This is a genomic window from Pseudomonas sp. S3_E10 (genome assembly GCF_054667615.1).
The window spans coordinates 1520655-1534642 of record NZ_CP162743.1 but is presented as its reverse complement, the minus strand read 5'-3'; the positions used below and the strand labels follow the sequence as shown (position 1 = coordinate 1534642).

Annotated in this window: 15 protein-coding genes; 9 read left to right on the top strand and 6 right to left on the bottom strand. The window is 58.8% G+C overall.

Annotation, left to right across the window (positions count from 1 at the left end):
- Nucleotides 1–105: 105 nt before the first annotated feature.
- Nucleotides 106–2697 carry a DNA mismatch repair protein MutS gene (gene mutS, locus AB4N98_RS06865; protein WP_017526365.1) on the bottom strand — a complete coding sequence of 864 codons (2592 nt, stop codon included), beginning with the start codon at nt 2695–2697 and terminating at the stop codon, nt 106–108.
- 168 nt (nt 2698–2865) lie between these two features.
- On the bottom strand, nt 2866–3078 hold the full coding sequence (locus AB4N98_RS06860; RefSeq protein ID WP_017526366.1) for a hypothetical protein: 213 nt from the start codon (nt 3076–3078) through the stop codon (nt 2866–2868).
- A gap of 160 nt (nt 3079–3238) precedes the next feature.
- On the opposite strand from AB4N98_RS06860, the gene AB4N98_RS06855 reads away from it, so the two are divergent.
- From AB4N98_RS06855 to recX, 5 genes are all read left to right on the top strand, one after another.
- Nucleotides 3239–3973: a LexA family transcriptional regulator gene (locus AB4N98_RS06855; RefSeq protein ID WP_017526367.1), complete on the top strand. Its 735-nt coding sequence runs from the start codon at nt 3239–3241 to the stop codon at nt 3971–3973.
- 576 nt (nt 3974–4549) lie between these two features.
- Nucleotides 4550–4894: a phage holin family protein gene (locus tag AB4N98_RS06850; protein WP_017526369.1), complete on the top strand. Its 345-nt coding sequence runs from the start codon at nt 4550–4552 to the stop codon at nt 4892–4894.
- Nucleotides 4895–5040: 146 nt separating this feature from the next.
- Nucleotides 5041–5541, top strand: coding sequence for a CinA family protein (locus tag AB4N98_RS06845; protein ID WP_065877194.1), 501 nt, complete (start codon nt 5041–5043; stop codon nt 5539–5541).
- 83 nt (nt 5542–5624) lie between these two features.
- A complete protein-coding gene (gene recA, locus AB4N98_RS06840) occupies nt 5625–6683 on the top strand; it encodes a recombinase RecA (protein WP_003189042.1) in 1059 nt (352 codons plus the stop codon).
- 8 nt (nt 6684–6691) lie between these two features.
- Nucleotides 6692–7159 (top strand): recombination regulator RecX, encoded by a 468-nt coding sequence (gene recX / locus AB4N98_RS06835; protein WP_068937524.1) that lies wholly within the window; start codon nt 6692–6694, stop codon nt 7157–7159.
- Nucleotides 7160–7286: 127 nt separating this feature from the next.
- Here recX and AB4N98_RS06830 read toward each other — a convergent pair whose 3' ends face one another.
- Nucleotides 7287–8399, bottom strand: coding sequence for an LOG family protein (locus AB4N98_RS06830; protein WP_017529773.1), 1113 nt, complete (start codon nt 8397–8399; stop codon nt 7287–7289).
- Between the two features lie 293 nt (nt 8400–8692).
- Entirely contained in the window at nt 8693–9133 is a 441-nt protein-coding gene (locus AB4N98_RS06825; RefSeq protein ID WP_017529772.1) for a PA3611 family quorum-sensing-regulated virulence factor, read from the bottom strand.
- 178 nt (nt 9134–9311) lie between these two features.
- Here AB4N98_RS06825 and AB4N98_RS06820 point away from each other — a divergent pair, with 178 nt between their 5' ends.
- From AB4N98_RS06820 to AB4N98_RS06810, 3 genes are all read left to right on the top strand, one after another.
- Entirely contained in the window at nt 9312–10031 is a 720-nt protein-coding gene (locus tag AB4N98_RS06820) for a tRNA-uridine aminocarboxypropyltransferase (RefSeq protein ID WP_017529771.1), read from the top strand.
- A 253-nt stretch (nt 10032–10284) separates the two neighbouring features.
- The gene (erdR, locus tag AB4N98_RS06815; protein ID WP_017529770.1) at nt 10285–10935 is read left to right on the top strand and encodes a response regulator transcription factor ErdR; all 651 of its coding nucleotides are present in this window, start codon (nt 10285–10287) and stop codon (nt 10933–10935) included.
- 75 nt (nt 10936–11010) lie between these two features.
- Entirely contained in the window at nt 11011–11373 is a 363-nt protein-coding gene (locus AB4N98_RS06810; protein ID WP_065877192.1) for a diacylglycerol kinase, read from the top strand.
- A 3-nt stretch (nt 11374–11376) separates the two neighbouring features.
- Here the strand turns inward: AB4N98_RS06810 and AB4N98_RS06805 are convergent, their stop codons facing one another.
- The gene (locus AB4N98_RS06805) at nt 11377–12303 is read right to left on the bottom strand and encodes a LysR family transcriptional regulator (protein WP_065877191.1); all 927 of its coding nucleotides are present in this window, start codon (nt 12301–12303) and stop codon (nt 11377–11379) included.
- Between the two features lie 124 nt (nt 12304–12427).
- On the opposite strand from AB4N98_RS06805, the gene fpr reads away from it, so the two are divergent.
- Nucleotides 12428–13207, top strand: coding sequence for a ferredoxin-NADP reductase (gene fpr / locus AB4N98_RS06800; protein ID WP_017529767.1), 780 nt, complete (start codon nt 12428–12430; stop codon nt 13205–13207).
- 83 nt (nt 13208–13290) lie between these two features.
- On the opposite strand, the gene tsaA is transcribed toward fpr, so the two are convergent.
- Nucleotides 13291–13986, bottom strand: coding sequence for a tRNA (N6-threonylcarbamoyladenosine(37)-N6)-methyltransferase TrmO (gene tsaA / locus AB4N98_RS06795; RefSeq protein ID WP_065877190.1), 696 nt, complete (start codon nt 13984–13986; stop codon nt 13291–13293).
- Nucleotides 13987–13988: the final 2 nt, after the last annotated feature.

The window sequence follows — 13988 nt, the reverse complement described above, 5'->3', positions numbered from 1 at the left end:
TTATGGCAGGGCTCGCGAGGTTCGGGAGCGATAGTCTGCAGGCCAGGCTAAAAGTCTGCAGCATCCCAAACCGCGCGAGAGTCTACCAGCTTGCAAGCGTCTGCGTTATATCCGAGTCTTCAGTGCATATAACATTTCGAGCGCTTTACGCGGAGTCAAGTCATCCAGATCAAGCTTTGCCAACTCATCCAGCACCGGATGGGGCAGGCTGGCGAACAGGTCGCTCTGGTGTGGCGCCGAGGGCTTGCGGTTGCTCTTGGCAGGGCTGGCGACCACGGTTTCGTGCGGCATGGCCGTGGTTTCCAGGCGGCTGAGGTGCTCGCGGGCGCGCAGGATAACGTCGTTCGGCACACCCGCCAGTTGCGCCACGGCCAGGCCGTAACTCTGGCTGGCCGGCCCTGGCAGCACATGGTGCAGGAATACAATGCGCTCGTTGTGCTCGGTGGCATTGAGGTGCACGTTGGCCACCAGCGGCTCGCTTTCAGGCAACACGGTCAGTTCGAAATAGTGGGTGGCGAACAGCGTATAGGCGCGCAGATGGGCCAAGCGCTCGGCCGCCGCCCATGCCAGGGACAGGCCGTCAAAGGTACTAGTGCCGCGACCCACCTCGTCCATCAGCACCAGGCTGCGTTCGGTGGCATTGTGCAGGATGTTTGCGGTTTCACTCATTTCGACCATGAAAGTCGAACGACCACCGGCCAAGTCATCGCTGGAGCCGATCCGCGTGAAAATACGGTCGACCAGGGACAGCTCGCAACTGGCCGCCGGCACAAAGCTGCCGATGTGCGCCAGCAACACGATCAACGCGGTCTGGCGCATGTAGGTGGATTTACCGCCCATGTTCGGGCCAGTGATCACCAGCATGCGGGTGTCGTCGTCCAGCGACAGGTCGTTGGCGACGAACGGCGTGGTCAACACCTGCTCCACCACGGGGTGGCGTCCTTGCACGATGCGCATGCACGGTTCGCCGACAAAGCGCGGGCAGTTCAGGTCCAGGTTCAGCGCACGTTCCGCGAAGTTGCTCAGTACGTCCAGTTCCGACAGGGCTGCCGCAGTGTCTTGCAGCGGCGCCAGTTGGCCGATCAAGTCCTCCAGCAGCGCCTCGTAGAGCATCTTTTCGCGGGCGAGCGCACGGCTCTTGGCCGACAGCGCCTTGTCTTCGAACTCTTTCAGCTCCGGGGTGATAAAACGCTCGGCTCCCTTGAGGGTCTGGCGGCGCTGATAATCAATCGGCGCCTGCTCGGCCTGTTTGCTCGGCAGCTCAATAAAGTAGCCATGCACGCGGTTGTAGCCGACCTTCAGGTTGGCCAGGCCGGTACGGGCTTTTTCGCGGGCTTCCAGGTCGATCAGGAATTGCCCGGCGTTTTCGCTCAGGGCTTGCAGCTCGTCCAACTCACTGTCGTAACCGGTCTTGAGCACTCCGCCGTCGCGGATGATCGCCGGCGGGTTGTCGATGATCGCTTTGTCCAGCAGCGCCGCGAGTTCTGGGTAAGTGCTGCTGGTGACGGCCAACTGTTGCAGGTGCGGTGCGTCCAGGTCGGTCATCGCTGCTTGCAGTTGCGGCAGCGCGCCGAGTGCGTCGCGCAGGCGCGCCAGGTCACGGGGGCGCGCGTTACGCAGGCCGATACGCGCCAGGATGCGCTCGATATCGCCGATTTCTTTCAGTTGGGGTTGCAGCTTTTCAAAGCGATAGCCGTCCAGCAGGCACGTGATAGAGGACTGACGCGCTTGCAGCACCTTCAAGTCCCGCAGCGGACGGTTCAGCCAACGGGTCAGCAAGCGGCTGCCCATGGCCGTTTGGCAGCGATCGACCACCGATTGCAGGGTATTGTCGCGTCCGCCGGACAGGTTGGTGTCCAGCTCCAGATTGCGACGGCTGGCGCCATCCAGCACGACGGTGTCATCCAGGCGTTCGTGGCGCAGGCTACGCAAGTGCGGCAGGGCGGTGCGCTGGGTTTCCTTGGCATAGCTGAGCAGGCAACCGGCGGCGCCGATGGCGAGGGTCAGGGTTTCGCAACCGAAACCCTTGAGGTCCTGTACGGAAAATTGCTGGCACAGGCTCTTTAACGCCGAATCGCGCTCAAAATCCCACGGCGCGCGCCGCTTGGTCCCACGACGTTTTTCCGCCGGCAGGTCTTTTGGCCAATCATCCGGGATCATCAACTCCACCGGATTGATCCGCTCCAACTCCGCCAGCAGGTTCTCCCAGCCCTTGATCTCCAGCACCGTGAAATTACCGCTGGTGATATCCAGCACCGCCAGTCCGAACAAGCGTTCATCGCCCAGTACCGCGGCGATCAGGTTATCGCGACGCTCATCCAGCAGCGCTTCGTCACTCACCGTACCCGGCGTAATGATGCGCACCACCTGACGCTCCACCGGCCCCTTGCTGGTGGCGGGGTCACCGATCTGCTCACAGATCACCACCGATTCACCCAGTTTCACCAACTTGGCCAGGTAACCTTCCAGTGAGTGGTAAGGAATCCCACACATCGGAATCGCCTGCCCCGCCGACTGCCCGCGCGCGGTCAGGGTGATGTCCAGCAGCTTGGCGGCCTTCTTCGCATCTTCGTAGAAGATCTCGTAGAAATCGCCCATGCGATAGAACATCAACTGATCAGGGTGCTGGTTTTTCAGGCGCCAGTACTGCTGCATCATCGGGGTGTGGGAGGACAGATCGGACGTATTTTTACTCATTGGGTAGTAGGCAAATTCGTTGAAAGTGATGGGGCAAAGGGCGCGCTTGGCCCAGCAGTTTTTGCGATGGCGGCAAGGTTAACATGCGAGGTCGGCCCTTCGCAGGTCGCAAACGGAGAGGCAAAATATGAAAGGGTATGACTCAACCACGTGGGTTACAAATTCAGGTCATACACCGTAGAAGTGGTTCAGCAGTATCAGCTCACATACGGCTACAAAAATGCACAACACAATGAAGCCGGGGCTGAAGACGCGCTTGCGGTGGGACGAGCCCTCTCCCAGAGAACTTAGGTCTGCACCATCGGACACTACGGCCATAAGTGCCAGGAGGCCGAGGATCCAGGCCTTGGTCCAGAAACTATAGGTTCGCCATTGACTCATCCTTGCCCGCCCATCCCGTCGATATCTGCGATGTAGAAAAGGTTAACACTCAAGCCTGACCTTCGCAGGTCTGCTAAAAGGTATGCCGAGTGCATAAATAATGCATTTTGATGCAGGTCAGCATTTGCCAACCCCTTAAACACCCGGCACTATCCTCGTTATGCAAAAACGCAACGTTTCTATCGTCTTAAGAGAACTGCTGGGCCGCGACCGGATCTCCCCCACGGAGCTTTACCGGCGCACCGGAGTGCCTCAATCCACGCTGTCCCGGATCCTCAGCGGCAAAATCGTTGATCCATCGGACAAGCACATTTCCCGTATCGCCGAGTATTTTTGCGTCAGCACCGATCAACTGCGCGGACGTGTGGCGCTGGGCGTTTCGCGCGAAGAGGGGCGCGACCCGATGCATTCGGAACTCAAGGACATAAGCCTGTGGGACGATGACACCCCCGTGAATGATGACGAGGTATCGATCCCCTTTTTGCGCGAGGTTGAATTGGCTGCTGGATCAGGAAGATTCGTCATTGAGGAAAGCGAAAAGGCCAGCCTGCGTTTTGGAAAGCGCAGCCTGCGGCATAACGGAGTGCAGTTCGACCAGGCCAAATGTGTGACGGTGCGCGGCAATAGTATGTTGCCGGTGCTGCGCGATGGCGCGACGGTCGGAGTGAATGCCGGAAAAAGCGCGATTGGCGACATTGTCGATGGCGACCTGTATGCCATTAATCACAATGGCCAGTTGCGGGTTAAACAGCTCTATCGCCTGCCCTCGGGTATTCGCCTGCGCAGTTTCAATCGTGATGAGCACCCGGATGAAGACTACAGCTTCCAGGATATTCAGGATGAGCAGATCAGCATCCTCGGCCATGTGTTCTGGTGGGGCATGTACGCCCGCTAACCATCTTCTGTCAGACGAAGCCCGCCAACGTGCGGGCTTTTTTACCTGTAAAAAATCACTAAACCCTAAGCCTGTCGGGCTATAAATGCGTATGTGCATTTTGCCGAGAGAAATAAATGCATTAATGCATTGACTGTATATGCATCCAGTAATACTCTTCATCTCAAGCCAGCCAACAAGGTCTGGTGGAGGCGGCAAGGATGCTGCCTAGGAAGACAGGGAAGGCACGCAACATCGGCAAGGACGCCATCCGAGCGATGGCAAGGACGCCAGGCAACACCGGCAAGGATGCCGACGCTCTTTAGTTACAAGGTTGTATCCAGATAAACAGTAATGAATCGGCTTTGACGGTTCGGAAGGTTGGTCTGGGTGTACAGCTTGAAGCATCAGAACAGTTATCCGGCAGACAAGGATCGTGGTCGGAAAAACATCAAGGACCAATCCGTAACGCGCCAGTAGCGCCGAAGGACCGTATTACTGAAAAGCCTGGGCAACCGGGCTTTTTGGAATGCCTGCCTATACGGAATTACCCAGACACCGGCATGTTGCCGGCGTTGCTCAGCCAGGAGGCGCGACATGACAACCGAGCAGCAAGCGTTAGCGGAAATGCCTATCTGGCTGGTGATCGTACTGGCGCTGATCGGCGCAGTGTCCGGCGAAATGTGGCGCGCCGACAAGGAGGGCGCTCGCGGTTGGTCCCTGGTACGGCGCCTGGCGCTGCGATCCGGAGCGTGCATGGTCTGCGGTGTTTCGGCGTTGATGTTGTGCTACGCCGCGGGTATGTCGATCTGGACCGCCGGCGCGATTGGTTGCCTCACCGCCATGGCGGGGGCCGACGTCGCCATCGGCCTTTATGAGCGTTGGGCGGCCAAGCGTATCGGCGTCAACCAGGGCCCACCTTCCCGGCCGGATCAGCAATAACTGTGTGCTTTTTAGTCGAAGGGGGGCGTGCCTGCCAGGCCTATGTGCGTGGCGTCGCCTGTTAGCGTCTTGATTCAGTCTGTCGCTTGCGTGTGCGATTCGCTCCTGTAGGGTAGGCGAACGCCCGCCCACTTCTGGAGACGCCCGTGAACGACATCACCCCACTTGCTGCTGAACTAGGCCGACGTTTGCAGGTGCTCAATGCCCATGTCACCACCGCTGAGTCCTGTACGGGCGGCGGGATCGCCGAAGCCATCACGCGGGTTCCGGGGAGTTCTGCCTGGTTCGAAGCGGGGTACGTCACCTACTCCAATCGGCAGAAGACCCGGCAGTTGAACGTGCCGGAGGATTTGTTTCCAAAAGTGGGCGCGGTCAGTCGGGAAGTGGTGGAGGCCATGGTGCGCGGCGCCCAGGAAAAAAGCCTGGCGCGGTTTGCCGTGGCGGTCAGCGGTGTGGCGGGGCCGGACGGCGGCTCGCCGGACAAGCCGGTGGGCACTGTATGGCTCGCGTTCGGTGTGGGCGATGAGGTGACCGCCGAGCTTGAGCACTTCGCCGGCAACCGCGACGAGGTCCGCCGACAAACGGTAAAGGCCGCCCTTGAGGGCTTGTTGCGACGAGCTGCAGCAGAAATAGAAAATCAGGGGTAGGCGATCTCCGATCTTTGTGGAACAATACTGTCTACTTATACAGGTGTTGGCCGTCAGGCCTTATTGATTACGTGAGGACTTTAATGGACGACAACAAGAAGAAAGCCTTGGCTGCGGCCCTGGGTCAGATCGAACGTCAATTCGGCAAGGGTGCCGTAATGCGTATGGGCGATCACGACCGTCAGGCGATCCCGGCTATTTCCACTGGCTCTCTGGGTCTGGACATTGCGCTCGGCATTGGCGGTCTGCCAAAAGGCCGTATCGTTGAAATCTACGGTCCTGAATCTTCGGGTAAAACTACCCTGACCCTGTCGGTGATCGCCCAGGCACAGAAAATGGGCGCCACCTGTGCGTTCGTCGATGCCGAACATGCCCTAGACCCTGAATACGCCGGCAAGCTGGGTGTCAACGTTGACGACCTGCTGGTTTCCCAGCCGGATACTGGTGAGCAAGCCCTGGAAATCACTGACATGCTGGTGCGCTCCAACGCCATCGACGTGATCGTGGTTGACTCCGTGGCTGCCCTGGTACCGAAGGCGGAAATCGAAGGCGAAATGGGCGACATGCACGTGGGCCTGCAAGCCCGTCTGATGTCCCAGGCGTTGCGTAAAATCACCGGCAACATCAAGAACGCGAACTGCCTGGTGATCTTCATCAACCAGATCCGTATGAAGATCGGCGTAATGTTCGGCAGCCCGGAAACCACCACCGGTGGTAACGCGCTGAAGTTCTACGCTTCGGTCCGTCTGGACATCCGTCGTACCGGCGCGGTGAAGGAAGGTGACGAGGTTGTCGGTAGCGAAACCCGCGTCAAGGTTGTGAAGAACAAAGTGGCTCCACCATTCCGTCAGGCCGAGTTCCAGATTCTCTACGGTAAGGGTATCTACCTGAACGGCGAGATGATCGATCTGGGCGTGCTGCACGGTTTCGTTGAGAAGTCCGGTGCCTGGTATGCCTACAACGGCAGCAAGATCGGACAAGGCAAGGCCAACTCGGCCAAGTTCCTGGCAGATAACCCGGACATCGCTGCCACGCTTGAAAAGCAGATCCGCGACAAGCTGCTGACGGCCGCGCCAGACGTGAAAGCAGCCGCCAACCGCGAGCCGGTTGAAGAAGTAGAAGAAGCCGACACTGACATCTGAAGCAAACGATGACAGTTGTACTGGATACACTCGTCGCCGTTCGGCGCACTGCGATGGACCTGCTCGCTCGACGCGAGCACGGTCGAGTCGAGCTGACGCGTAAACTGCGTCAGCGCGGCGCAGACCCCGAGATGATCGATACAGCACTCGACCGGTTGACGGAAGAAGGGTTGTTGTCGGAATCCCGTTACCTTGAGAGTTTTGTCTCCTACCGCGCCCGCTCCGGTTACGGCCCTGCGCGAATTCGTGAAGAGTTGAGCCAGCGTGGTCTGCAACGTGCCGATATCGACCTTGCCCTGCGCGAGTGCGGTATCAGTTGGCAGGCGCAGTTGGAAGACACTTGGCGGCGCAAGTTCTCTGGCCAGATGCCCATCGATGCCAAGGAGCGAGCGAAACAAGGCCGCTTCCTGAGTTATCGCGGATTTTCTATGGAGATGATCAGCCGCTTGTTGAGCGGCCGAGACATGGATGACTGAGTTGACTGTGGCGAGGGAGCTTGCTCCCGCAGAGCTGCACAGCAGCCCTAAATCCTCCATCACCGACCTGATTCGCCACAAAAAAGACCCACTATGAAAATAGTGGGTCTTTTTTTGCGCTTAAAAATCAAGCCGTTTCCGGCGCCACCCGCTGCTGTGTCTTCCCTTGAGCCGATGCCCAGTTCTCCGGCAAGTTGATGTAATCCACCAACTCTCGCAACCGGCCCTGATCTCGCCCATTGAAGTTGAACACCAGCCGTGTCAAATGGCTGAATTTTGGCTCGTCATGATCCTCACCCGTATAGGCAAGTTGCTGGAATTCCCCGCTCAATCGCAGGCTGGCAAATTCACTCTGCAGATATTTAAGCGCTCGATCACTCAGCGGGTGATTCATACGCACCACAAACTCGCGCTTCAACCAGCGCGTGGAATGGAAGTTCGCATAAAACTGATTGATTTCCTCCACCGCTTCTTCAGCGCTGTATACCAAGCGCACTAACTTGAGGTCGGTCGGCAAGATATAGCGATTGGCTTCTAATTGGTTACGGATAAAGTCCAGGGCACCTTGCCAAAACCCGCCACCTGGCGCGTCCAGCAATACCACCGGTACCAGCGGACTCTTGCCGGTCTGGATCAGGGTCAGCACTTCCAGCGCTTCATCCAGTGTGCCGAAGCCGCCCGGGCACAGTACCAACGCATCGGCTTCCTTGACGAAAAACAGCTTGCGCGTAAAGAAGAAGTGGAACGACAGCAGATTCTCGGTGCCATCAATGGTCGGGTTGGCGTGCTGTTCAAACGGCAGGGTGATATTGAACCCCAGGCTGTGCTCCAGGCCGGCGCCTTCATGCGCCGCGGCCATTATGCCCCCGCCGCCGCCGGTGATTACCATCAAGTCGGAGCGTGCCAGCGCGGCGCCCACTTCACGGGCCAGGGCATACAGGGGACTTTCCACGGGCGTGCGCGCGGAGCCGAATACCGTGACTTTGCGTCGGCCCTTGAACTGTTCGAGCACGCGAAAGGCATGGTCCAGTTCGCGGATGGCTTGCAGGGTGATCTTGGCGTTCCAACGGTTGCGGTCGTCCTGGGCCATGCGTAGCACGGTGAGGATCATGTCGCGATACAGAGGGATATTCGGGCTGTTGGGGGCGATCAGATGGAGTTGCGCTTCGACCTGTTGCGTGAGGTCGGCTCCACTTTCTTCAAAGTGCCGGAGCAGGCTGTCATTCGGTTCGTATGGCATTCAACGTCTCCTTCTTACAGGGCCCGGATGGCCGACGAGCGATTCGCCGGAGGCTACGACACTGCATGTGTCGCTGCTTGCCGCAGAGGGCAACCTTCTTTTGCCCTGAAAATGTTACAGAACAGCATGAGAAATGCTGTGAGTGAGCTGTGGGGGATGGCCTGATGATGGGCTGAAAAACCCTTGCCTGGCAACCGCTTATTGGTCACTCACACGGAGTCTAGCTGCAGGCGGAGCGTTGAAGCGGGGGAAGTGCGCGTCACTGGCCAGCAACGCGCGAAGTCAGGCAGAGGTTACTTTTTCTTCTTGGCTGAAGCGGGGGCAGGGCAATCCGCTTCCACGAACTTCACCGACGCCACCGGGCGGTTAGTTTTGTTCTCGGTGATTTCGTAGCGCATGACCGCGCCCTTGGCCATCAGCTCGCGATAACCCTTGTTCAGGCACACGCTCTGGCCCAGCTGGAAATACACAGCCTTAGGGTTGGCCCGCATCTGTTCGGCGCGGTCGGGCAGTACGCTGAGGTGATCGATCAGTTGCATGCCTTCAACGGTGTAGGCCACTTCCAGGGTTTTTTCATCGATTTCCCGGGGCAGGTCCTTGTTGCTTTCGGTTGCGACGCTTTGCAGCTTCCTGTTCATTTGCGCCTCCAGCAGCGAGGCCGCCTGGGCGCCTACGGGCAAAACCAGCGCAAGCGCAATGGATGGGGCGGCAAGGCGCAGCATGGAACGCAGCATGAAACTCTCCTGATTCGGTTACTGGTGCATAGACCAGCCACTGCGCTGTGCGTTCAGTGGCGGGCAATTATAGGTGAGCCCTTGCCACTACAGCCAGGCGTATCGCTGGTAAACTGCCGCCACTTCAACCTTTCTTGAGCTATCCCGTGTCGATCTCTCCGTCCCTGCGGCGCATCCGATGAACCACGCCGTCTCCCGCCTGCGTACCCAGCGTCTGGCGCGTGCTATCAAGCCCTTCGTCAACCGGGGCTCCCGTGCCGAACGCTGCCCCGGTTGCCGGGTGATCCCCGAGTACTGCCTGTGCGATTGGCGGCCCAGGGTCCAGGCCAAGTCCGCCATGTGCCTGCTGATGCATGATGTCGAGCCGATGAAGCCCAGCAACACTGGCTGGTTGATCGCCGATGTCATCGAAGACACGACCGCCTTCGCGTGGTCGCGAACCGAAGTCGATCCCGAGTTGCTCACCTTGCTCGCTGACCCGCAATGGCAGCCCTATATCGTGTTCCCCGGCGAATTCGTGGCGCCTGAACGGGTGGTCGGTGAGGTCAAGGTGGAAGAGGGCAAGCGCCCGTTGTTTATCCTGCTGGATGGCACTTGGAGTGAAGCGCGCAAGATGTTTCGCAAGAGCCCTTATTTGGAGCATTTGCCGGTCCTGAGCCTGGCGCCTGAGCAACTGTCGCGTTACAAACTGCGCCGGTCCAAGCGCGATGATCATTTCTGCACCGCCGAAGTCGCCGCCTTGTGTCTGGAGTTGGCCGCCGACGGTGCCGCCAGCGAAGTACTGGACGCCTACCTCGACGTCTTCAGCACTCATTACCTGGCCGCCAAGTTCCAGATGCCTTTGGACCCGACTGATATCGTCCATACTCGACTGGCGCCCTATATACCGAGCGTATAGCCAGACGACGTTTGCATGATGGCACCGTAAAGCCACTCGCCGCTAAAATGCCCACTGGGCGTGGTGCTTGACCCCCCAGGCTACGCTGGGCATGCTGGGCGCCGATTGGGGCGCAACCGTGACTTTTCGACGTCGTTCCAGGCGCTTTTGACGTCGAGTTTGCCCTGTGGCAATGGCTGCCTGGCCGCTGCCGTGTGTACTGGCGAACCCTGAACCCATCAGGGCTGCCTTAAAAAACAGGATCATTTAATCAATGGCCACATACGAAATCCTGATAGCCGATGACCATCCGCTGTTTCGCAGTGCGCTGCATCAAGCGGTGACCCTGGGCCTTGGCCCGGACGTGCGCCTGGTCGAAGTGGCCAGCATTGCCGAGTTGGAGACCCGCCTCGCCGAAAAGTCCGACTGGGATCTGGTGCTGCTCGACCTGAACATGCCCGGTGCCTACGGTTTTTCGGGGTTGGTGTTGTTACGCGGGCAATACCCGCAGATCCCGGTGGTGATGGTCTCGGCCCAGGAAGACGCCGACGTGGTGGTGCGCTCCAAAGAGTTTGGCGCTAGCGGTTTCATTCCCAAGTCCAGCGCCATGGACGATATTCAGAACGCCGTGCGCAAAGTGCTCGATGGCGATGTGTCCTGGCCGCCGCAGGCGTTCGAAGAAATCAACGTGTCCGACGAAGCCAAGGCTGCCCGTGACGGCCTCGCCAGTTTGACGCCCCAGCAGTTTCGGGTGCTGACCATGGTCTGCGAAGGGCTGCTGAACAAGCAGATTGCCTACGAGCTGAGCGTGTCGGAAGCGACCATCAAGGCGCATGTGACAGCAATTTTCCGCAAACTGAATGTGCGGACGCGGACTCAGGCGGCGCTGCTTTTGCAACAACTTGAGTCAATTTCGTCGCAATAAAATGTCACGGGTTCACGCTTTTTTGACTTTGCGTGATCTAGCTTCCCCACTTCTTTGGTTCAGTTGCCTACGTCTATGTCGCCTTTCAAGGGTCAAACCGGTATCAAACGTATCTTCAATGCGGGGGGCTATTCCCTGGATGGCCTGCGCGCGGCTTTCACTGGCGAGGCGGCTTTCCGTCAGTTGGTGCTGCTCAACGTGATCCTGATCCCGCTGAGCTTTTTCCTGAACGTCAGCCGGGTCGAGCGCGCTTTGCTGATTGCGGTATGCCTGTTGGCCCTGATTGTCGAGTTGCTCAACTCGGCGGTGGAAGCGGCCATCGATCGCATCTCCCTGGACCGCCACCCCCTGTCGAAAAACGCCAAGGACATGGGCAGCGCCGCGCAATTCGTCGCGCTGACCATGATCACTCTGGTATGGGCAGTGATCCTGGTCTGAGCCTCAGGCAATGTTCGGCAGTACGATCTCGTCGCTGCGTTGAACCCCAGCGGTGAAAGCGCGACACAGCTCCAAAAACTCGCGCATCGCCGAGGTCTGGTACTTCTGCTTGTGCCAGATGAAGTAGAACTGTCGTGCCAGGTCCAGGTCCGGGGTCTCCACCGGCACCAGGCTGCCGCGCCGAAACGCGTCGCGCAGCGCCAAGCGCGAGATGCAGCCAATCCCCAATCCGGATTCCACGGCGCGCTTGATCGCTTCGGTGTGTTCCAGCTCCAGGCGGATATTCAGTGCGCTGCGGTGATGGCGCATGGCCTGGTCGAAAGTCAGGCGCGTGCCTGAGCCTTGTTCGCGCAGGATCCACGCTTCATGGGTCAGCTCTTGCATCGTTGCCACGCCGCGTTTGGCCAAGTGATGCTGCGGCGCGCAAAACACCACCAACTCATCTTCGACCCAGGTTTGCACTTCGATGTCCGGATGGCTGCAGTCGCCTTCGATTAGACCCAGGTCAATTTCGTAATGCGCAACCTGGTGCACGATATTGGCAGTGTTTTGCACATGCAGCTTCACTTGGCTTTCCGGGTGCTGCTGCATGAAGCTGCCGATCAACAGCGTCGCCAGGTAATTACCGATGGTCAAGGTGGCGCCGACTGCCAGGGAGCCGAAGCCGGACTTGCCATTGAGCAAGTCCTCGATCTCCTTGGCCTGGTCCAGCAATGCCACCGCCTGCGGTAATAGCTGATGGCCGAGCGCGTTGAGGCTCAGGCGTTTACCGGCACGGTCGAATAATTGGCAGCTGGATTGGCGCTCCAACTCGGTAATCGACGTGCTGGCCGCAGATTGGGATAAGGCCAGAAGGCCAGCAGCGCGTGAGACGCTTTCCTGCTGGGCGACGGCGACGAAGACTTGCAGTTGACGGAGAGTAAATCGCATATCGATATAACCGATAACCCTTATCTTAATAATCCAGTTAACAGATATTGTCGCCGCCATTAGAATGCTGTGCAATTGCGCGCTTCATCTCTGGCGCAGACCCACTTCCAGGAGTCCCCCGTACATGAGCAACATGAACCACGAGCGTGTCCTCAGTGTTCATCACTGGAACGACACTCTGTTCAGCTTCAAGTGCACCCGTGATCCGGGCCTGCGCTTCGAGAACGGTCAGTTCGTGATGATCGGCCTGCAACAGCCCAACGGCCGCCCGCTCATGCGTGCTTACTCCATTGCCAGCCCGAACTGGGAAGAACATCTGGAGTTCTTCAGCATCAAGGTGCCGGATGGCCCGCTGACTTCCCAATTGCAGCACTTGAAGGAAGGCGACGAGATCATCATCAGCAAAAAGCCGACAGGCACCCTGGTGCTTGACGATTTGAAGCCGGGCAAACACCTGTACTTGCTCAGCACGGGTACCGGTTTGGCGCCGTTCATGAGCGTGATCCAGGACCCAGAGACCTACGAACGCTTCGAAAAAGTGATCCTGTGCCACGGCGTGCGTTACGTCAACGAAGTCGCCTACCGCGAATTCATTACCGAGCACCTGCCGCAGAACGAATTCTTCGGCGAGGCCCTGCGTGACAAGCTGATCTACTACCCGACCGTGACCCGCGAGCCCTTCGAGAACGAAGGTCGCCTGACCGACCTGATGCGCAGCGGCAAACTGTTCCGCGACATCGGCCTGCCGCCGATCAACCCCGAGGACGACCGCGCCATGCTGTGTGGCAGCCCAAGCATGTTGGATGAGACCAGCGAAGTGCTGAACAGCTTCGGCCTGAAAGTTTCGCCACGGATGCGTGAGCCGGGTGACTACTTGATCGAGCGTGCATTCGTCGAGAAGTAAAACAGTCAGGCCATGTGCTGACTTCGCAACACAGTAGAACCCAATGTGCGAGGGGCTTGCCCCTTCCACATTGGGTTTCCGGTTTATCCGGCAGGCACCACTTCCAATACACAAATGACGCCAGCTTCAGGGTAGTGCCACCGCACATCCACATCCCAGAACTGCGCTCCGTATTCGCGCTCAGGCCCAGGCGTTTGATACGCCGGCCGTGGATCTTGCGCCAAACACTGATCAATCAACTCCACCAACGGTTCACCAAGGCGCTGCGCATGGCCTTGTGCCTGCTGCAGCGCTGTCTTCAGCCACTGCACCGCAATCAACGCCGGCGCACCACTGGCGATGCCATTGGTGGCCGTGTCGACAATATCGGCATACGGCACATACGGCTTGATATCCAAAACCGGTGTGCCATCGAGCAAATCGATCCCGGAAATCCATAGCCGGCCCGCTTCCACCTTGTCCAGCTTGACCACCGACTGGCCGATGCCGTTGGGCCGATGGGTCGCACGGGTGGCAAATACGCCCATGGACGTGTTGCCGCCCAGGCGAGGCGGGCGCACTTTGAGGCGTGGTGTGTCTTCCAGGGCCTGGTGGAACAGGAACAGCAACCACACATGGCTGACCTGCTCCAAGCCCTGCACCGCCTCACCACCGTCGAACGGCGCCACCAACTCCAGCACGCCCCGGGCTGCAGGCGCCAGTTGCGGTTGGCGCGGGATGGCGAACTTCTCCTTGAAGCAGGAGCGAACGAAGCCGACGGGCGAGACTTGATAGCTCATGG